Raw genomic sequence first — 20692 nt, 5'->3', positions numbered from 1 at the left:
TTATAAAATAAGACTGAAACAAAAGTCTCAGTCTTAAAGTTTTACATAGCTCCGATCCACAGACTACTTAGCGTTGCCGTTAAACCTGGCGTACTCTTAATCATTGTCGAAGCTACAAATGAATGTTCCAAAGCATGTTGAATTCCGGATACTGGAATCATTGCCAAAATTAGTAGAATCATAAAGATCGATACATATGTGACAACAAAACCAATAATTCCTCCACTCAATACATTGACGTCGTTATACATCGGAAAATAAGTTAGTCGTTTAAAGTAAAGCCCAGCAAAACGAATAATTATCCAACCTATGAAACAAACGAATATAAAAGCAAAGGCACGATAAAATGCATCATCTAATTTCATACCAACTTTTGTTGTGAAAAAGGCAAATTCACTGCCCAAACTTGCCGAAGGGTATGGGACGATCATTTCAAATTTAGGACCGAGGGCCTTAAATGTTACCCACGCTAAACAAAAGAACAGTCCATATCCAACTGCGTAAAATGCCTCCATGGCAAGGCCACGGCGTGCACCAATATAAAAACCATAAATCAAAAGTAAAATAAGTAAAAGACTAAGCATTATTTCCCCTTACATCAATCATGCTAAAAAGCGAATTTGTGAATCATACTTTAAGATAAAAATACCAAACGATTGGCTTGCGCCAATCGTTATTTTTATCTTATTCTTCGTCACTTGTGAAGGTATTTAGAACCTCTTGAACCATTTCCCATTCTTCAGGATCTTCGATTGGGTCCAATTCTCCTGCATCTACATCACCATTTTGATCTGGTGTGAAAGAAAAGGCTTGAATCTCAATTTCGTCTGCATCTTCTGAAGCTTTAGGATATAAGAAGACATATGATTTACCATAATCATCTGAATCAAAAGTAAAGAGAATCTTGTAAACCTCTTTATTACCTTGTTCATCACTTAAAATAACTTCATCTAAATCTTTTGGTGGTTGTTTTTCACTCATATTTATCACCTAATTTCGTGTTAGTTTACCTTTGGCGTCAAGATAGTTCTGCAAAATCATTTCAGCAGCGATCTTATCAACTACCTTCTTACGTTTACGACGTGAAACATTTGCTTCATCAATCAGCATTCTTTCAGCTTGCACAGTTGTCAAACGTTCATCAATAAAGTCGATTGGCAAATCAAAACGTTCTTCAACCATTTTACCGTATTCACGAGATTTTTCTGCTCTTGGACCTTCAGTATTATTCATATTTTTAGGCAAACCGAGAACGATCCCCGTAGCTTGCTTTTCCTTGATGATTTCACCTAAACGTTCTAAGCCAAAATCATCTTTCTTTTCATTCATATGAATTGTTTCCACACCTTGTGCTGTCCAGCCTAATAAATCACTAGCTGAGACACCGACGGTTCTTGCACCAACGTCTAAACCTAATAATCGCATTTACTTACCTTGATTGAGATAACTCTTAACTAATTCTTCGATTATCTCATCTCTTTCATGTTTCAAAATCAAATTACGGGCATCATTATGTCTGGGAATATATGCTGGATCACCAGAAAGAAGATATCCAACTATTTGATTAATTGGATTATACCCCTTTTCTTCTAGTGATTGATAAACACTTTCAAGTGTCTCTTTGACATCTTTGCCTTTGTTTTCATTAAAGTCAAAACTCATTGTTTTATCAAGTGAACTCATGGCAAACCTCCATATAACAAATATTTAAGTGACTAGAATGCTTAGTTCAATTATAGCCCACTTTAATAAGATTTAATAATATCTTTGGCTAATTGTAACGCATTTGTTAAACCAGCTGGGTTTTTGCCTCCGGCTTGTGCCATATCTGGACGACCACCGCCGCCACCTTGAATCTCCTTAGAGATCTTCTTGACGATATCTCCGGCTTTAACCCCTTTGGCTTGTGAATCTTTATTTACAGCTACGACTAGACTAGCTTTATTGTCTCCACTAGCACCTAAAACAAGAATGTCAGATTTTTCATCATTCTTCCATTTGTCAGCTAATTGTCTCAATGTTGCCATATCAGTTGGAATGATATTAGAAATAACTTTATAACCGTTAATTTCTTCAACATTATCAAAGACTTCAGCGGATTTTTGACTTGTTAATTGTGTCTTCAAGTTTTGATTATCACGCTTCAATTCCTTGATTTCATCAACTAATTGACTAGCACGTGCTGGAACATCTTTTAATTGATTTACTTTCATATTCTTTGCAGTTTCTTGCAAAGTTTGTAGTTGATCATTTAAGTATGTAAAGGCTTCTTCACCAGTTACGGCTTCAATTCTTCTTGTACCTGAACCGATAGCTGATTCTGATGTGATCTTGAATAAACCTAGTTCTGAAGTATTGCGAGCATGTGTACCACCACAGAATTCAGTTGAGTAATCGCCAATTTCAACAACACGTACAGTGTCACCGTACTTTTCGCTGAACATAGCAATAGCACCCTTCTTCTTTTTAGCTTCTTCAATTGGCAATACTTCAGTTTTAACTGGAATAGCTGCCCAGATCTTTTCATTAACGATCTTTTCAAGTTGACTAATTTGGTCAGCTGTTAAAGCAGCGTTGCTGTTAAAGTCAAAACGCAAGTAGTCAGGTTCAACTAATGAACCAGCTTGATGAGTTCTAGAACTTACAACATCACGTAAAGCTTGATCTAACAAGTGAGTAGCTGTGTGATTGTGACGAACTTTTTCACGGAAATCACCATCGATCTCAAGCTTGTATTCTTTATTAGCATCAAGTTCTGACATCACATTTACCAAATGAATATTTTGTCCATTTGGTGCATGTTGTACGTCAACAACTTCGGCAACTTGGTTACCCTTTAAGTCATAGATATTACCAACATCTGCAACTTGACCACCCATTTCAGCATAGAAAGGAGTTGTATCGAAGATCAATTGTGCTTGACCTTCTGTAGCATTTTTAACTTCTTTGTCGCTAACGATGATGTTCTTCAAAGTACTTTGTGTTTCGTTGTGATCATAACCAACGAATTCACTAGGTGTCTTGATTTCCATCAAAGTTTCATCTTGCATACCCATGGATTGAAGATTGCCACGAGCATCACGAGCACGTTGCTTTTGTTCTTCCATGTTTTGCTTGAAACCATCTTCATCAACTGATAATCCTTCGTCACTAGCATATTCACGAGTTAATTCCATAGGGAAACCGTAAGTATCGTAAAGTTTGAAAGCAGAAGCACCATCAATAGTAGTTTGACCATTCTTCTTCAAGTCAGCAATTTTACCATTCAATAAGGCAAGACCAGCGTCCAAAGTTTCTGAGAATCGTTTCTCTTCTTGTTCAATAGTCTTAGCAATAAAGTCTTGTTGTTGGCTAACTTCTGGATAGTAACTTTCCATGATCTTACCAACGATTGGAACTAATCTGTAAAGGAATGGTCCGTTAACGCCTAATTTCTTACCATTCAAAACAGCACGTCTGATAAGTCTTCTAATAACATAGCCACGACCTTCATTTGAAGGCAATGCGCCGTCACCAACAGCAAATGAAACAGTTCTAGCGTGATCAGCAATAATCTTGAATGAAATATCATCTTCAGCATTTTCGCCATACTTCTTGCCACTCAATTCACCAACATCTTCGATCAATGGCATGAATAAATCAGTTTCAAAGTTAGTCTTTGTTCCTTGAATGATAGATACTAGACGTTCTAGTCCCATACCCGTATCAATGTTTTTATGTGGTTGTTCAACATATTGACCATTTGGTAAATGATTCAATTCTGAGAAAACAATATTCCAAACTTCTAGGTAACGTTCATTTTCGCCACCAGGATAGTTCTCAGGATCATCTTCTGAAAGGTTGTTGAATTCTTGACCACGATCATAGAAGATTTCTGAATCGGGACCACAAGGACCTTCACCGATATCCCAGAAATTATCTTCGTTCTTTAAAATATGATCTTGAGCAATTCCAACTTCAGCCCACAACTTTTGTGTTTCAGTATCTTTAGGATAAGTTGTGACATACAAATTATCTTTATCCATACCGATCCATTCAGGACTTGTTAGAAATTCAAAAGCCCAAGGAATAACTTCTTTTTTAAAGTAATCACCAACAGAAAAGTTACCAAGCATTTCAAAGAAGGTTTGGTGACGAGCTGTACGTCCAACATTTTCAATATCATTCGTTCTGATACATTTTTGAGCATTAGTGATACGAGGATTTTGTGGCACAACTGTTCCATCAAAATACTTCTTTAAAGTAGCAACACCAGAATTGATCCACAATAAAGTTGGATCATCATGTGGAACTAATGATGCACTAGGTTCAATCATATGACCCTTTGATTGGAAAAAGTCTAAAAACATCTTTCTTATTTCAGCACTTGATAAATTTTTCATCTTATCTCCCCAAAAAAACGAAAAATCGTTGCAACCCCAAGGACGCCCATGCGCGGTACCACCTTGTTTGCAACGATTTCGTTAGCCTCTCAATATTTTATATACAATTTAATTTGGCAGCATCTTTACATTAAGTACTTAGGCTTTCGCACCAAACGGCCTTCTCTGGAAGTACTCAATACAAGATATATCCAAAGAAAATATTAACCACCAACTCAAAAATTGTCAATATTTAAAACTAACTATTATTTTTACGTCTTGCATCCCTTTGTTTACGTCTCTCTTGTCTGATCTCAATCTTACGTTGTTGACGACGTTCATCAGAGATAGCTTGTTTAATCTTTTTCTTGTAACCTGGTTTCTTCTTAGTCTTTTGTTTTTTAACAAAACCAACTAATTTAGTATCCAGTTTTTCTTGTGTAGCCTTACGACTTTGACGACGATCACGTTCCTTTACATCAACAATCTCACCGTTCTTAATGTCCTTAGGCTCAAATTTGATACCCATATGCTCGATCTCATCAACCTTGTGGTCTTCACCTGGTTCATACAAAGTAATAGCTGTACCAGACATACCATTACGGCCAGTTCTACCAACACGGTGAATGAAGAAATCTAAGTCATCAGGAATCTCAGCATTGATAACGTGAGAAACACCATTAATATCAATCCCACGAGCAGCCAAATCAGTCGCCACAACGAATTGATATTCCATGTTCTCAACTTGCTTCATAGTTCGCTTACGTTCTCTAGGAGTCAAGCCACCGTGAATTCGAGCAGTCTTAAGCCCCTTATTACGTAAGTAATGATAAATTTCATCAACCGTCTTCTTCGTATTAGCGAAGACCAAAACCATATATGGCTCACCGATTGTCATGAGTCGATAAATAATTTCTTTCTTATCACGACCATGAGTAAACATTAGCCAGTTATCAACGTTCTTAGGAATAATACTGCTATTCTTAATTTCAACTCGCTTAGGACCATGCATGTACTTATCCAAGAATGGTTCCAATTTTTGTGGAATTGTAGCTGAAAAGACCATCATTTCACGGTCTTCAGGCAATTTGTTAGTAATTTGGTCAACATCATTCAAAAATCCCATGTCCAAAGTCATATCAGCCTCATCGACAACATATCTTTGAACATTCTCAACATGCAAATCATTCTCACGAATAAGATCCCAGAGTCTTCCGGGAGTACCGATAGCAATTTGTGGTTGATGTGCTTCTAGTTTTCTCTTTTGACGTTCACGGTCGGCTCCACCTACAAAGATAAAGGCATTATATTCTTCAGGATAATTCTTCAAAATATTTTGTGTATCTTCATAAATTTGATATGCCAACTCTCTACTTGGCGTAGCAATTAACAATTGAACCTCTTGGTCCTTTGTCAATGCATTCATCGATGGCAACAAGAAGGCATGCGTCTTACCTGAGCCAGTTTCAGATTGAACAATAATATCTTTTTTCTTATTGACCAATGAGATTACGGCTTCTTGAACCTTTGTTGGCTCATCGAAGTGTATTTCTTTTAATGATTTATTGATAGCATCATTAAAGTTGTATTGTGAAAATTTAGTCATCTATTCACCCTTCTGATTAAAATCAGTTACTAATTTTATTAGTTCCTTATACATTTGTTTAACTTCATCAAGATCCTTAGCTGTAGCACCACTTGCCAATGGGTGTCCACCACCATCATGTCTCTTAGCTAGTTCATTGATAACTGGTCCTTGAGAACGTAAATGTACTCTGAAAGTACCATCGTCTTTTTGAACAGCTTCCATCCATGAATGAACTTCTTTAAGCCGACCTGGTGTTGAAACAACGGAATTAGCTTCTTCTTGATCAAGATTTAATTTCTTCATTAAATCATCGTCAATAATAGCTAAAGCGGCACCTGAATCATCAATTTGTAAGATGTCGTAAATGAAACTTTGTAACTTAGCTTGTTTCAAAGTAACTTCAGTCATCTTAATATTGATAGCTGCAATGTCAACACCTAGTCCAATAAACTTTCCGGCAACTTGCATTGTGTGCTCTGTTGTTGATGGATAAAGGAATCTTCCTGTATCACCGACAATTCCAGCGTACAAATAATAAGCAACTTCCTTAGTCAATTGTAGTTCATCACTGCTATCAATCAAATCAGCAATAATTTCTGAACAAGAACTGGCATCAGTATTAACGAATAATTGATCACCGTATGGTTCATCATTTGGATGATGATCGATTTTAACTAAGAGTGCTCCATCATTGTAACGTTGGTCGTCGATACGAGGTTCATTTGCAGTATCAACAACAATTACCAAGGCACCTTGGTAATCTTCGTCAGATACTTTTTGAGCTTTTGAAAGCCACTTCAAACCTTCAACATCACTTCCACCAATTAAAACTTTTTTATCAGGATAAGCCTGACGAATGGCAGTTGCTAAACCAGCTTGGGATCCCAATGCATCAGGATCTGGATTTTGATGACGTAGAATGATAATTCTATCATATTTTTTTATTGTTGCAATTATTTCAGCAAAGCTATTCATTATAATTGTCCTCCTTATAAGACAAATTCAAAGAAACTTCTTCATATGACAACGGATCTAAATTCGTGACCGTGATTCCCAATAGTCGAATCTTTTGGTCGGTTACCTTTAATTTATCATAAATATCCTTGGCAACACGATAAATATCGGTTTTTGTTTGGACATAGTCTTGAAAACTCATCCGTTTAGTAATCGTTTCAAAGTCTGAATTACGTAATTTAAGGACGACAGTTTTGCCATGCTGACGTTGCTTCTTTAAATCTTTACTAACTAATTCTGCCAAAAAATCTAGTTCTTGAAGAATTTGCTCATCCGTAACTAAATTACGATTATAAGTTCTTTCACGACCGATTGATTTACGAGCTCGATGACCATTTACCGGTGAATCATCAATTCCATGAACTCGTTTGTATATGATATATCCCATTTTACCAAAGTTTTTCAAAAAGACATCTTGATCCAGTTTTTGTAGATCTCCACCAGTATAGATATCCATGTCATGCATCTTTTGTTGCATAGCTTTACCGATACCATTAAATTTTTCAATCGGGATGGGTTTTAAAAATTCTTTAGCATATTTGCCTAAAATTATTGTTCTGCCAAACGGTTTACGATAATCGGAAGCCATTTTGGCTAAAAATTTATTGTAGGAAATACCTACCGAACAAGTTAACCGGGTCTCTTTGACAATTCTCTGTTGGATATAGTTAGCAATCTTTATCGTATTAGTTTCGTGCAGTTTATTTTCCGTTACGTCGAGGTAAGCCTCATCTAAAGCTACAGTTTGATAATTATCAGTTACTTCATGAAAAATATCGTGAATCTGATTCGAAACTTGACGATACAATTCAAAGTTTGGTGGCGTGATAACCAGCTTGGATTTAGGAATTAGATCAACTGCTTCTTGAGCCGGCATAGCTGAATGAGCTCCATACTTTCGAGCATTATAATTCGCAGTTGTTACCACTCCATGATGATTGTGCTTACGAGGGTCTTGGGCTACGATCAGACATTTCTTTTTATATTCGGGATGTTCTCTTTCTTCCACTGAAGCGAAAAAAGCATCCATGTCGACATGGATGACTTTTCGATTTTCTTCAATTTTAATTGGTATTTTTAAAAAGATGGCTAAGCACTCCTTAGTGATTCTTACTCAAGTTCTATTGTAGTATGCTCTTGCCGTCCTCCGCAAAAATTGGGAATGCCGTTGGAACGCTATGGGCGCGATTTGAAACTAATTATTTTACACTTCGTGCAAAATAATGGATTTCCAAAGTCGGCCTCATTGTAACCGGCAAGGTCGGTAACAATGATTTCATAGCTGAACGCATTTCCAATTTTTGCTCCGGACTGATATCCTATTCTATTATTTTTTATTTCTAAAATGCTTGATTACAAAAATAGTATCAACTACAACCAAATTGAGCAAGTATCTCTAGTCATCCCAAACCCATGAGTTTCCATCGCGTTCTAGCAACATATCAGCTGCATCAGGACCGATTGAACCACTCAAGTAGTTTGGAAAATCAGGTGTCTGTTCATCCCAACGATTTCTGATCGTATCAATATACTTCCAAGTACTTCTCAACTCATCCCAAAGTGTGAAATGAACACGATTACCTTCAAGAATATTAATGATCAAACTTTCATAAGCTTCACGAGCTTTATCAAATTCAGCTTCTTCTGGGAAGGAAATGAAGTTTTGAGCTGACTCTTTATAATTGATTCCATTAATTAAAATACTGTTACCATTAGTTCTTTCAATCAACAAAGTAACAACTGTATTAGGTTTGATGCCTAATTCTTCAACTTTATCATTGAAGACGATATCGATTCTTGATGATTTCTCGGACATACGCTTACCTGAACGAACGTAGAATGGCACGCCACTCCAACGTTTGGTATCAAATTCAATTCGACCAGCAACAAATGTTTCGATGTTAGAGTCTTCTGCTACATTATCCTCTTGACGATAGGCCTTCTTATCTCCCATTTCGTCAGTGTCATATTGGCCACGAACAAATTCAGTATCAACTTCTTCAGGAGTTAATTCTTTCAAACTGCTAAAGAGATCAGTCTTGTTTTTGTGAATAACTTCAGCTTCTTTGGCTTCAGGGTCGTCACTAGCCACGGCACCAATAATTTGCATAATATGATTTTGAACCATATCACGTAAAACACCGGCTGTTTCGTAGTAGCCACCACGATCTTCGACACCAAGGGATTCAGCAAGCGTGATTTGGATATTGGAAACATACTTACTATTCAGTGCTTCTTCAAGTTTGGGATTATTAGCACGAATATTTGGAATATCCTGAATCATTTCCTTTCCTAGATAATGATCGATACGATAAATATCATGTTCTGGGAAGGCTTTAGAAATATTGCCGTTTAGTTCACAAGCAGAGTCCAAGTCACGACCAAATGGCTTCTCAATTACCAAACGGTTATAGCCGTCCTCTGTCTTCAAACCTTCTGAATTAATATGTTCAGCAACGATACCAAAGAATCTAGGAGCAATTGCCATGTAGTAAACTCGGTTATGGCCGGCATCGAATTGGTCATCCAATTTAGCAGCCAAATTCTTCAAGGCAATATAATGTTCAGAATCGTTAACATCATGTGATTGATAGAAGAAATGTTGAGCAAATTCTTCCATGATATCCTCACTATCATTGAAATCCTGCTTCAAGGATGTAACAACAGTTCCACGGAAATAATCATCACTCCATGGACGACGGGCAGTACCAATAACTGCAAAGTGATCCTTTAAAATACCTGATTTATAGAGACGGAACAAAGATGGATATAGCTTCCGATGAGCTAAATCACCAGAACCCCCAAAAATAATGAAAATTGCTGATTTTTCTGTAACCATTTTTTAAACTCCTTTGAATGCATCATGTATTTATATTTTACATCATGCATTATTAAACATCTTGATTTATCACTTATTATTTTTTAAATAATTTATAAACTATGCCTAATCTAACAGCATTGTTTATTCCACATTCTTAATAATAAACCCTAGAGTATACTTTAATGCAAGTTATATGCCACCGCTTGAATCAAAATTCTGCTAACCACATATAATAAATAAATGGCAAAAAAAATAATCCTCCGTTTTAGGGTTGGATTATTTTTTAATTAAAGAATTATTTTGTTTCTTCTTTAGTATCAGCATCTGTAGTTTTTGTTTCTTCTACTGCTTCTGTTTTTTCATCTGACTTAACGTCATCAGTTGTTTCTGCCTTAACATCTTCTTGAGCATCTTCACTCTTTGCTGCTTCATTCTTGTCTTCAGCAGTTTTGTCGTCAGCTGATTTTGTATCTGTAGCTGCAGCAGCAACTGGAGTTGTACGACGAATGAAGTTCAAGTCAAATGTTAAATAGATTCCATCACAATCAACAACGACTTCTTTGTTTTCACGGTCGATTGATGCAACAACACCTTTAATACCACCAAGTGTAACAACCTTGTCACCCTTAGACATTTCCTTAAGCATTTCTTGACGCTTTTGTTGTTGTTTCTTTTGTGGACGGATAGAGATAAAGTACATACCAACAAACATAATAACAACAAAGATCAAAAGACCCATTGAGCCACCAGCACCAGCGCCGGCACCTAAAGTAAGCATATTCAAATTTTCCACCTCTTAATAATTTACATACTTATAGGTTACCAAAAATGTAACCTTGTTTCCAGATAAGAAGGATTTTCTTATCAAAATCTTCTAAAATTTCTTAGCGTTTTTCTTATTGAAACCATATTCCTCAAAGACATGTTCTCTAAATTCAAGTAAGTTATCATCCCTGATAGCTTGACGAACACCCTTCATTAGGTTCAACAAGAAGTAAAGATTATGGTAACTAGTTAAATGTGTACCAAATAATTCATTTGCGTTAATCAAGTGACGAATGTAAGCACGTGTATAGTTACGGCATACATAACAATCACAGTTGTCATCCAATGGTGTAAAGTCATGTGCATATTTCGAGTTCTTAACGACTAAACGACCATGACTTGTCATACATGTACCATTACGAGCAATTCTTGTTGGTAGAACACAGTCAAACATATCGATTCCACGGATAACACCGTCAATCAATGAATCAGCGGTCCCAACTCCCATAAGGTATCTAGGCTTGTTTTCCGGTAGCAATGGTGCAGTGAAATCTAACACACGATTCATTTCACCTTTGGACTCACCGACGGATAGACCACCGATCGAATATCCAGGGAAATCCATGCTGACAAGATCACGTGCACTTTGTTTACGAAGGTCCTCAAAGCCACCACCTTGAACGATACCGAACAATGCTTGCCAATCAGGATTACGATGAGCTTTTAAGCCACGTTCTGCCCAACGGCTTGTTCGTGCAACTGACTTTTTAATATAATCATAGCTTTCAAAGAATGGTGGACATTCATCCAAGCTCATCATTATATCAGGTCCTAAATAATTTTCAATCTTTATGGCTTTTTCAGGTGAAAGAAACTCCTGACGGCCATTCAAATGATTTCTAAAGTGAACCCCAGCTTCAGTAATATCACGCATATTAGCCAATGAGAAAACTTGGAAACCACCAGAATCAGTCAGGATACCCTTGTCCCAATTCATGAACTTGTGCAAACCACCAGCTTCTTTAACAATATCTTCACCAGGACGTAACCATAAGTGATAGGTATTTGCCAAAATAATTGAAGCACCGATTTTTTCCAAATCCTCAGGTGCCATATTTTTAACAGAAGCTTCTGTTCCAACAGGCATGAACATTGGTGTTTCAAATGTGCCGTGAGGAGTCTCTAACAAGCCCAAACGAGCGCCGGTGTGCTTTTCCTTCTTAATTAATGTGTACTTAATAGCCGATTCCATAACTTTCCTCTACTTAATGAACATTGCATCCCCAAAACTAAAGAAGCGATACTTCTCTTCTACAGCGTGTTGGTATGCGTTCAAAATATTTTCTCTTCCGGTAAATGCTGCAACTAACATAACTAATGTTGACTTTGGCAAATGGAAGTTAGTGATGAATTCGTCAACAACTTTCCATTCGTAGCCTGGTTTGATGAAGATATCAGTCCAACCACTGTCAGCTTTGATTTCACCATTGAACTTAGTTCCAATAGTTTCCAAAGTTCTAATAGAAGTTGTACCAGTAGCGACGATCTTGCCACCATTTTTCTTAACTTCATTCAAAGTCTTAGCGGAATCCTCATCCAAACGATAAAACTCTGAATGCATCACATGTTTACTGATATCTGACTCAGTTACTGGTCTGAATGTTCCCAAACCAACATGTAAAGTAATATAAACTAATTTAACACCTTTGTCTTCAACCTTTTTCAATAATTCTTTAGTCCAGTGAAGACCAGCCGTTGGAGCGGCAGCTGAACCATTTTCCTTAGCATAAACAGTTTGATAACGATCTGGATCGTCTAGCTTTTCCTTGATATATGGAGGTAGTGGCATTTCTCCTAATTTTTCTAGAATTTCCATGAAGATACCTTGGTAATGAAATTCAATGATCTTGCCACCATGTTCGAGGTCTTCAAGCACTTCTGCTTCAAGTTGACCATCACCGAATTCAACCTTTGTTCCTACTTTGGCACGTCGAGCAGGTTTCATTAGGACTTCCCACTTGTCACCTTCAATATTATTCAAAAGCAATACTTCTTCGTGTCCGTCGGTATCTTCTTTCGTACCATACAAACGAGCTGGTAAAACACGTGAATTGTTCATTACCAAAGCATCGCCAGGATTTAAGTAATCTAGGATATCATAAAAATGCTTATCTTGATATTCTCCTGTCTCATGGTCCAAAACTAATAGACGTGATTGATCACGATTCTTGATAGGTGTTTGTGCGATTAATTCTTCTGGCAAGTCATAATCGAAATCTTCTGTTGTTAGTGTCATTTCAAAACTCTCCTTTTTAATCATGGAATATTCTAAAGCAAATGAAACTGCTGACTGCCGTCTTCCACAACAAGCCCGATTGGTCTGGAACGCTGTGGACGCTGATTTGAGCCAATTGAAGTTCACAATTGTCTCAAATACAGGTCTTATACTAAGCGATAAATCGCTAAGTATAATTTCACGGCTGAGACCAATCGGGCTTGTTGCTCCAGACTAATATCATGTTCTATTTATGTATTTCTAAAATATTAGATAGTAAAAATAGCATTCTAACGAAAAGTTTAGCTACATCCATTATTTGGATATTTCCTTAATTCACTCCGTTATGTGAAACTAAAAAACTATATAAATACTGCAATCCTAACCAATAATAATAGAACCAGAACTATAGTCGGTAGTAGAAAATCTGTGGGCCCTCAGTGGTGAAATTCTACTTAGCTTGCGAAGCAAGGTTAGTAGAAGACCGGACTTGGAGATCCATGATTTTGCACGAAGTGTAAAATTATTAGCTTCAAGCCGTGTCCACCACGTTCCAGTGGCCCACAGATTTTCTACTACCGACGGGCATACTTAACCCAAGTCAGTTGATATTACTCTATTCGTTTTGTTCAGGATAAGGCAATTCCATATGTTCATAACCTTTTCTCGTAACAACGCGTCCTTTAGCTGTACGCTTCAAGAATCCCATTTGCATTAGATATGGTTCATAAACTTCCTCAATTGTTTCTTGTTCTTCACCAATATTAGCGGCAATAACTTTTAAGCCTACTGGACCGCCATTATAAAGTTCAATGATCATGGACAAAATTCGACGGTCAAGATGATCTAGTCCAGCATCGTCAACTTGCAATTGGTTCAATGCTGATTCGGCCATGTCGTAGTCAATCGTATCTTTGTTGGCAACTTGAGCAAAATCACGTACTCGTTTCAATAAACGGTTGGCAATTCTAGGTGTTCCTCGAGACCGACGAGCAATTTCGTGGGCTCCTTCTTCATCGACGTTAATGTTTAAAACACTGGCGGAACGGAAAACAATTTTGGATAATTCATCTATGGTATAGTACTCCATTCTTTCGACAATTCCAAACCGATCTCGTAATGGAGCTGACAGTTTTCCGGCTGCTGTGGTTGCACCTATCAACGTATATGGTACTAATTGATGATGCAAAGAACGGGATTCACTGCCTTGTCCGACAATGATATCAATATAAAAGTCTTCCATGGCTGAATAAAGCACTTCTTCAATTGCTCGTGGCATACGATGGATTTCATCGATAAATAAAACGTCGCCTGGTTCTAATTCATCTAAAACAGCTACTAAATCGCCAGATTTTTCAATCGAAGGCCCAGTAGTTGTATGGATATTGACACCCATTTCATTAGCAATGATCATCGCCAAGGTTGTCTTACCTAACCCAGGAGGGCCATAAAGTAACACGTGATCTAGTGTTTGTTGGCGTTGCTTGGCTGCCTTGATATAGACATCCAATTCCTTCTTAGCTTTCTCTTGACCTAAATACTGGTCAAAAGTTTGCGGACGGAGTGTTTGTTCAATGACATCTTCAGTGTTATCTAGTGAATCAGCGTCTGTTAAACGTTCACTTTCATCATTTTCGTTATTTTCGATTTTTAACACTCCCTTCATTTCAAAAATTCATTTACTTGCTTAATAATTTAAGACCAGCACGAAGATACTCATCAGCACTCTTCAAATGTTCCTTTTCAAGCGTCGACTTGACCTTACTGATTTCTTTAGGTGAGTAACCTAAGGATTCCAAGGCTGCCAAGCCATCTTCTAATTCTTGACTCAAACCACTACTGAATTCAACTGGTGCTTCACCAAGTGTCATTTGACCCTCAGCGGTAAATTTACCGGATAGATCCAAAATAATTTGTTGAGCTGTTTTCTTACCAATCTTTGGAAACTTGGTTAGGAATTTGACGTCATCATTTTCAATCGCATGAATTAAACCTTGCAAGTCCTGACCGGCTAAAATAGCTAGCGCACTCTTAGGTCCGATTCCGGAAACACTGATCAAATGCAGAAAAATATTTTTCTCATTTAAATCGTAGAATCCGTAAAGCGACTGTTCATTATCACGGACGATCTGTTCGACATAAACCTTAGCATCCTGATTTTCTTCATAACGATAAGGGTTAGCCACTTGGACTTTGTAACCCACGCCGTTAACATCCACAACAACATATGAAGGGGTAACTGCTGTAATTAAACCACTTAAATATTCAAACATAATTATTCACTCTCTCTAGTATCATGTGGATCTTGAATTCTCTTAAACATCTTTTCCAAATCTTTATTACTGAATTCAACCAAAACCGGACGTCCATGAGGACAATTATACGGATTCTCAGCTTTAGTCAGGTTATGCAACAACTGCACAGCTTCACGATCGTCGATATGATGATTAGCCTTAATAGCTCGTTTACAACTCATCATGATGGCATTCTTTTCACGGAAACTAGCAACACTGATTTTAGAATCATTTAACACATAGTCAACCATTTCTTTGATAGTCGATTCCTCTTGTCCCGGAACAAACCATGTGGGATGGGTGTTGACGACAAAACTATTTTGTCCAAAATCATCCAGATAAAGTCCGATACTTTCTAGAACGGGTTTCTTTTCACGAATCAAAATGCTTTCAGAATTTGGATAATCTAAAACAATAGGAACTAATAACTTCTGTTGATCATTGGAAACTTTACCGATCTCTTTACGATAATATTCGTAATTAACACGTTCTTGAGCCGCATGTTGGTCGATCAAATAAAAGCCATCGCCACTTTCGGCGACCAAATAAGTTCCATGAATCTGACCAATATAACGTAAATCTGGAAAGCCGCTCTTCTCTTCTTGGTTGATCGGTTCAGCTTTCGGAGCAGCTGTCTTTTGTGACTCATTATCTAAAACTTTAACCTTATCAGTAGTTTCTGCTTGCAAACGTTGATCCCAAGATTTCAAATGTTTTGGATCTTTAAAAATTGGCATCCCAGTCATCGGTGTTTCAAAGGTTTCATTTGTTTCCATTGGCTGTGGTTGTTCTTGTGGAGTAGCTGGCTCTACTGTTTTAGTAGGTGTACTCAAAGGTTCACTGATCTTATCAATCGTTGCAATATCATTGAAACTGATCTGTTCTGGCTTGTAAGTATCAACCGGCTTTACTGGTTCTTTTCTGCCTAAGTTCTTAACCGCATCTGGAATCAAGTTTTGATCTGACAAACGATTCTTAATTCCATTACTAATCAAATCACCGATATGTCCTTCATTTGAAAGACGTACCTCTTGTTTTGTCGGATGAACGTTGATATCAACCAAACTAGGATCCATTTTGATGTCGATCACTGCTACCGGAAATCTAGCTACCATTAATTTTGAACCATAGCCCCGAATTACCGCATTAGTTAATTGGAAATTACGGATGTAACGTCCATTCAAAATCAGTGAAATGTAGGAACGATTTGACCGTGTCGTATCTGGTTTAGAGAAGAATCCGTGAATCTCGTAGTCGGGATCAGAATTTTCAAACTCCAACATATGACTGGCAATCGTTCGTCCATAAATACCAGCAATTGTCTGTTGAAGATTGTCATTGCCAGAGGTCCAAATTAAATCTTTTCCTTCATTAATTAATCTAAAGGAAATATCAGGATGTCCCATGGCTAGTCGATCAACGATATCGACAATCTTATTCAACTCAGTATGAAGCGACTTCACATATTTCAAACGAGCTGGTGTGTTGAAAAACATATCTTCAACTGTAATTGTTGTTCCTTTAGAACGGGCAAAGGTTTCTTTTTTAACTAACTCATTTCCTGAATACTTAGCACGGATAGCTGACTTGCCATCAGTACTGGATACGGCAGTTAACTTGGAAATAGACGCAATACTGGCCAAAGCTTCACCACGGAAACCGAGTGTCCTGATATTGAATAGATCACGGTCGTTGGCAATTTTACTAGTTGTATGTGGCAAAAAGGCTACTTCCACATCATCTGCGGAAATGCCTTTACCATTGTCATTGACTTCGATTAATTTTAATCCTGCTTGCTGAATCGTGATCAGCACTTGTGTTGCTTGTGCATCGATGGAATTTTCCACCAGCTCTTTAACGACTGATGCGGGGCGTTCAATAACTTCCCCAGCCGCAATCTGGTTACTCAATTCAACTGGCAGTTCATGAATTATACCCACGTTTTCCACCTTCTTTTATTTAAGTTTCTTTTGCCATTTGTATAGTAAGTTGATGGCATCAATTGGAGTGACACTCATTAAATCTTGATTGTTTAATTCTTTGAGAACTTGATTCTCTTTTGTTGATAACTTCTTAGTTGTCTTTTCTGGTTCAGGGAATAATGACATTTGCGTATCTTCTTCCACTTCAGGTTCTGGTTCAGCACTTGCTTCAGGTACATTTTCTGATACTGATTGAGCAACGACTGGTTGAACATCTTCATGAATACTGTCAGAAGTAGTTGTATGAACTGAAGTCTCTTCCAAACTACTCAAAATTTTATCAGCTCGGACCAAAACATCATCAGGTAACCCTGCTAATTTAGCAACGTGGATACCATATGATTTATCTGCTGGACCGGGTAAAACTTTATGAAGAAAGACTAAATCGCCATTCTCTTCAGAAGCGTCAACATGGACATTCTTTAGACCTGGCAACTGACTTTCTAGTTCTGTCAATTCATGATAGTGAGTTGAGAACAGTGTCATCGCTTTGACATGCTTATCAATGTATTCAATGATTGCTTGCGCTAAAGCCATTCCGTCATAAGTAGCCGTTCCTCGACCAATTTCGTCAAAGATAATCAAACTGTTTGGAGTCGCATTCTTCAAGGCATCATTAGCTTCACGCATCTCAACCATGAAAGTTGAATCACCGGAAATGAGATCATCGGCGGCACCAATTCTAGTAAAGATATGATCAAAAATTGGCATTTGAGCTGAATCAGCTGGTACGAAACAACCGATTTGAGCCATGATAACTGTCAAGGCCATCTGACGCATGTAAGTACTCTTACCAGACATGTTAGGACCAGTAATTAAAAGAATATCCGTCTGGTCGTCAAAGTTAACATCATTAGGAATATAACTGTTATTACTCAAGACTTTTTCCACAACTGGATGACGTCCATTTGTGATATTTAACTCATGTTTTTCGATGAATTCTGGTGCTACGTAGTGATATTCCTCACTGACAACCGCAAAACTCTGTAAAACATCTAGGCGAGATACGATGTTAGCAAGGGATTGAATTCGTCTAATTTGATCTTTAATTTTGCCTCTAATTTGATCAAATAAGTGATATTCCAAACTTTTAGATTTTTCCTCAGCTTCAAGAATCAAGCTCTCTTTATCTTTTAATTCTGGGGTGATATATCTTTCCGCGTTAACCAATGTTTGCTTACGTTGGTAACGATCTTCTGGAACTTTATCGATATTGGCACGACTGACTTCGATGTAATAACCGAAAACCTTGTTATAGCCGATCTTCAAGTTATTGATACCAGTCAATTCTTGTTCCTTAGCCTTTAAAGTTGCTAACCACTGTTTACCATTCTTAGAGGCGTCAAGATATTTATCAAGTTGGTCATTATAACCTTCTTTAATCAAGCCACCGCCAGTAATGGATATCGGAGCTTCCTCCACAATAGCTTTGTCGATCAGTTCACGAATATCAGCCACTTCATCAATTTTTTCCACATAGGCTGTCAATTCATCATCGCCAATGTCTAAAAGAATCGATTTGATTTCTGGAACTTGTTCAAGCGAGGTCTTTAATTGAATCAAGTCACGGCCATTAACCGTTCCATAGGCAACTCGTCCGGCTAAACGTTCTAGATCGTAGACTTTAGTTAAATAATCTTGGAAGGATGATCTTTGGAAATAATTATCCATGAAAACTTGAACGAAGTGCTGACGTTGTTTTAGCTTGTCGACACTGATCAAAGGACGGGCTAACCATTGTTTCAATAGTCGACTTCCCATGGCAGTCTTAGTTTCATCCAATAGCCACAAGAGCGTTCCTGACTTCTTATTAGTACGGATATTCTTGAACAACTCTAAGTTACTTTGAGCAGAATGATCCATCAACAAATATGAGGAAGTCTCATATGATTGAGCGGCTTTCAAATGATCTAGAGAACGCATTTGCGTCTTGATTAGATAACTTATCAACAACTTAACGGTGGATACTTCTAGTTTCGAACTGATTTGTGAAAAATCAAAGCTGTAGTTATCATCCAGGTCGTCCAATTTTGAAATCAAGATTCCATATTTACGTAATTGATCGAGATATTTTTGTGGGAAACTGCCGGAAACAACGGTTTCTTTGGTATCCAAATTCTGTAGTTCATTCGTTAAATCTAATTGGCTAGTAACCGATGTGACTTTCACTTCACCGGTGGATAAGTCTGCGTAAGCTAATCCAAAAACATCTTTATTAGCTGTAATAGCTGTGATGTAGTTGTTTTCCTTAGCTTGATCGGATTTATCCATGATCGTTCCAGGTGTAACTACTCGTGTAACGCCACGTTTAACCATTTTACCTTGGGCATCAGCAGGATTTTCCAATTGATCACAGACGGCAACTTTATAACCCTTATCCACAAGTGTATCAATGTAACCTTCAATAGCATGGTGAGGAACTCCACACATTGGGATGCCTTCATCGGCTTTTTTATTACGGGATGTCAAAGTCAGTTCTAGTATTTGTGAACCCTTAACGGCATCGTCATAGAACATTTCATAAAAGTCACCAACACGATATAACAAAAAAGCATCTGGATATTGTTTCTTATACTCCAGATATTGCTCCATCATTGGTGTTTCTTTAGTTTTTTGAGGCATGAATTCCCCTCCATTAATTCAAAAAAGATTGATTGTTTGGTGTGATCACGTAATTCTTGATACTACGTGCATTATTTGTTTGATCATTAATTTCGATAACAGCAAAGCCGATCTGCATACGGCCGTCTTCGTCAACATCGAATCTGTTAGGTCTTTGTGTTAAGAAACGATTGATGATTGGTTCTTTTTTATCACCTAAAATACCATCGTATGAGCCAGTCATCCCGACATCAGTTAGGTAAGCTGTTTGCTTGTTGATAACCTGTGCATCGTTTGTTTGAACGTGAGTGTGCGTACCACAGACAGCTGAGACACGGCCGGTCACATAATTACCGAAAGCAATTTTTTCACTGGTTGTTTCAGCGTGGAAATCGACAAACTTGATAGCATCTTCATCTAAAGTCTTGAGCAACTTATCAGCTTCTAGAAATGGATTGTCGATCGGTTGCATCAAGGCCGTTCCCATCATATTGATAACATAGACTTTTTTCGTATTAACATTAATTTCTAGATAACCACGTCCAGGAACATGGTCACCAGGAAAATTATATGGGCGGAGAATATTTTTCTTCGGATCGTCGATGAAGTCAAGAATCTCACGCTTATCCCAAGTATGATTTCCTCCCGTTACGACATCAGCACCGGCACGTGTGATTTTTTGATAATCAGGCTCTTTCGTACCCTTACCACCAGCAGCGTTCTCACCATTAACAATCGTTAATTGTGGCTTAACCTTCTTCTTGATTTCAGGTAGATATGTTTCTATAGCTTTAATGCCGACAGAACCCACGACATCGCCAACGAAAAGTATTTTCATTATATTTTTATCCCCAATCTTTACCTATGATATTGTATCAATTTTAGAGGAAATTAAAAAGGCCAGACGAACGTCTGGTCGTATATTTTAACACTTAAGAAGTTTCTTTTAAATCAAATCGTATTTCCTTCTATATTGTCAAGTTGGACCAGT

The 20692-nt window shown here is 37.5% G+C and carries 17 protein-coding genes; all 17 read right to left on the bottom strand.

The genetic code is table 11. From position 1 onward, the window contains the following. Positions 1-41: 41 nt before the first annotated feature. The 17 genes from U8526_RS11675 to U8526_RS11595 all read right to left on the bottom strand — a co-directional run bounded on the left by U8526_RS11675 (position 42) and on the right by U8526_RS11595 (position 20539). Positions 42-584 carry a CvpA family protein gene (locus tag U8526_RS11675; protein ID WP_334342136.1) on the bottom strand — a complete coding sequence of 181 codons (543 nt, stop codon included), beginning with the start codon at positions 582-584 and terminating at the stop codon, positions 42-44. 100 nt (positions 585-684) lie between these two features. Next, complete coding sequence (locus U8526_RS11670; RefSeq protein WP_334342135.1) at positions 685-981, bottom strand: DUF1292 domain-containing protein; 297 nt, start codon at positions 979-981, stop codon at positions 685-687. Between the two features lie 9 nt (positions 982-990). Then, the gene (gene ruvX, locus U8526_RS11665) at positions 991-1425 is read right to left on the bottom strand and encodes a Holliday junction resolvase RuvX (protein WP_334342134.1); all 435 of its coding nucleotides are present in this window, start codon (positions 1423-1425) and stop codon (positions 991-993) included. Next, the gene (locus U8526_RS11660) at positions 1426-1683 is read right to left on the bottom strand and encodes an IreB family regulatory phosphoprotein (protein WP_025084641.1); all 258 of its coding nucleotides are present in this window, start codon (positions 1681-1683) and stop codon (positions 1426-1428) included. Positions 1684-1745: 62 nt separating this feature from the next. After that, the gene (gene alaS / locus U8526_RS11655) at positions 1746-4382 is read right to left on the bottom strand and encodes an alanine--tRNA ligase (protein WP_334342133.1); all 2637 of its coding nucleotides are present in this window, start codon (positions 4380-4382) and stop codon (positions 1746-1748) included. Positions 4383-4620: 238 nt separating this feature from the next. After that, positions 4621-5967: a DEAD/DEAH box helicase gene (locus U8526_RS11650; protein WP_334342132.1), complete on the bottom strand. Its 1347-nt coding sequence runs from the start codon at positions 5965-5967 to the stop codon at positions 4621-4623. Continuing rightward, complete coding sequence (locus U8526_RS11645; RefSeq protein WP_334342131.1) at positions 5968-6924, bottom strand: DHH family phosphoesterase; 957 nt, start codon at positions 6922-6924, stop codon at positions 5968-5970. It lies immediately after the preceding gene. Beyond that, on the bottom strand, positions 6917-8050 hold the full coding sequence (gene dinB, locus U8526_RS11640; protein ID WP_442886253.1) for a DNA polymerase IV: 1134 nt from the start codon (positions 8048-8050) through the stop codon (positions 6917-6919). The genes U8526_RS11645 and dinB overlap by 8 nt, the downstream gene beginning before the upstream one ends. Positions 8051-8359: 309 nt before the next feature. Further along, positions 8360-9802 carry a glucose-6-phosphate dehydrogenase gene (gene zwf, locus U8526_RS11635; RefSeq protein WP_334342130.1) on the bottom strand — a complete coding sequence of 481 codons (1443 nt, stop codon included), beginning with the start codon at positions 9800-9802 and terminating at the stop codon, positions 8360-8362. Between the two features lie 277 nt (positions 9803-10079). Then, positions 10080-10562: a preprotein translocase subunit YajC gene (gene yajC / locus U8526_RS11630; RefSeq protein WP_334342160.1), complete on the bottom strand. Its 483-nt coding sequence runs from the start codon at positions 10560-10562 to the stop codon at positions 10080-10082. A gap of 96 nt (positions 10563-10658) precedes the next feature. Further along, positions 10659-11801, bottom strand: coding sequence for a tRNA guanosine(34) transglycosylase Tgt (tgt, locus tag U8526_RS11625; protein WP_334342129.1), 1143 nt, complete (start codon positions 11799-11801; stop codon positions 10659-10661). A gap of 9 nt (positions 11802-11810) precedes the next feature. After that, positions 11811-12845, bottom strand: a complete 1035-nt coding sequence (gene queA, locus U8526_RS11620) for a tRNA preQ1(34) S-adenosylmethionine ribosyltransferase-isomerase QueA (RefSeq protein WP_334342128.1) — start codon at positions 12843-12845, stop codon at positions 11811-11813. A gap of 595 nt (positions 12846-13440) precedes the next feature. Then, a complete protein-coding gene (ruvB, locus tag U8526_RS11615) occupies positions 13441-14490 on the bottom strand; it encodes a Holliday junction branch migration DNA helicase RuvB (RefSeq protein ID WP_334342127.1) in 1050 nt (349 codons plus the stop codon). 13 nt (positions 14491-14503) lie between these two features. After that, complete coding sequence (gene ruvA / locus U8526_RS11610; RefSeq protein ID WP_334342126.1) at positions 14504-15097, bottom strand: Holliday junction branch migration protein RuvA; 594 nt, start codon at positions 15095-15097, stop codon at positions 14504-14506. Between the two features lie 2 nt (positions 15098-15099). Further along, a complete protein-coding gene (gene mutL / locus U8526_RS11605) occupies positions 15100-17058 on the bottom strand; it encodes a DNA mismatch repair endonuclease MutL (protein ID WP_334342125.1) in 1959 nt (652 codons plus the stop codon). 15 nt (positions 17059-17073) lie between these two features. Then, complete coding sequence (mutS, locus tag U8526_RS11600) at positions 17074-19722, bottom strand: DNA mismatch repair protein MutS (protein ID WP_334342124.1); 2649 nt, start codon at positions 19720-19722, stop codon at positions 17074-17076. 13 nt (positions 19723-19735) lie between these two features. Next, complete coding sequence (locus tag U8526_RS11595; protein WP_334342123.1) at positions 19736-20539, bottom strand: TIGR00282 family metallophosphoesterase; 804 nt, start codon at positions 20537-20539, stop codon at positions 19736-19738. Between the last annotated feature and the right edge of the window lie 153 nt (positions 20540-20692).

Origin of the sequence: Companilactobacillus sp. HBUAS56275 (assembly GCF_036913655.1) — a bacterium.
Classification (GTDB): domain Bacteria; phylum Bacillota; class Bacilli; order Lactobacillales; family Lactobacillaceae; genus Companilactobacillus; species Companilactobacillus pullicola.
This window is presented reverse-complemented; position numbering and strand designations above follow the sequence as displayed.

Excerpts from the sequence above, each read along its gene's own strand:
- U8526_RS11675 (WP_334342136.1), bottom strand. The coding sequence starts at position 584 with ATGCTTAGTCTTTTACTTATTTTACTTTTGATTTATGGTTTTTATATT.
- U8526_RS11670 (WP_334342135.1), bottom strand. The coding sequence starts at position 981 with ATGAGTGAAAAACAACCACCAAAAGATTTAGATGAAGTTATTTTAAGT.
- ruvX (WP_334342134.1), bottom strand. The coding sequence starts at position 1,425 with ATGCGATTATTAGGTTTAGACGTTGGTGCAAGAACCGTCGGTGTCTCA.
- U8526_RS11660 (WP_025084641.1), bottom strand. The coding sequence starts at position 1,683 with ATGAGTTCACTTGATAAAACAATGAGTTTTGACTTTAATGAAAACAAA.
- alaS (WP_334342133.1), bottom strand. The coding sequence starts at position 4,382 with ATGAAAAATTTATCAAGTGCTGAAATAAGAAAGATGTTTTTAGACTTT.
- U8526_RS11650 (WP_334342132.1), bottom strand. The coding sequence starts at position 5,967 with ATGACTAAATTTTCACAATACAACTTTAATGATGCTATCAATAAATCA.
- U8526_RS11645 (WP_334342131.1), bottom strand. The coding sequence starts at position 6,924 with ATGAATAGCTTTGCTGAAATAATTGCAACAATAAAAAAATATGATAGA.
- zwf (WP_334342130.1), bottom strand. The coding sequence starts at position 9,802 with ATGGTTACAGAAAAATCAGCAATTTTCATTATTTTTGGGGGTTCTGGT.
- yajC (WP_334342160.1), bottom strand. The coding sequence starts at position 10,562 with ATGCTTACTTTAGGTGCCGGCGCTGGTGCTGGTGGCTCAATGGGTCTT.
- tgt (WP_334342129.1), bottom strand. The coding sequence starts at position 11,801 with ATGGAATCGGCTATTAAGTACACATTAATTAAGAAGGAAAAGCACACC.
- queA (WP_334342128.1), bottom strand. The coding sequence starts at position 12,845 with ATGACACTAACAACAGAAGATTTCGATTATGACTTGCCAGAAGAATTA.
- ruvB (WP_334342127.1), bottom strand. The coding sequence starts at position 14,490 with ATGAAGGGAGTGTTAAAAATCGAAAATAACGAAAATGATGAAAGTGAA.
- ruvA (WP_334342126.1), bottom strand. The coding sequence starts at position 15,097 with ATGTTTGAATATTTAAGTGGTTTAATTACAGCAGTTACCCCTTCATAT.
- mutS (WP_334342124.1), bottom strand. The coding sequence starts at position 19,722 with ATGCCTCAAAAAACTAAAGAAACACCAATGATGGAGCAATATCTGGAG.
- U8526_RS11595 (WP_334342123.1), bottom strand. The coding sequence starts at position 20,539 with ATGAAAATACTTTTCGTTGGCGATGTCGTGGGTTCTGTCGGCATTAAA.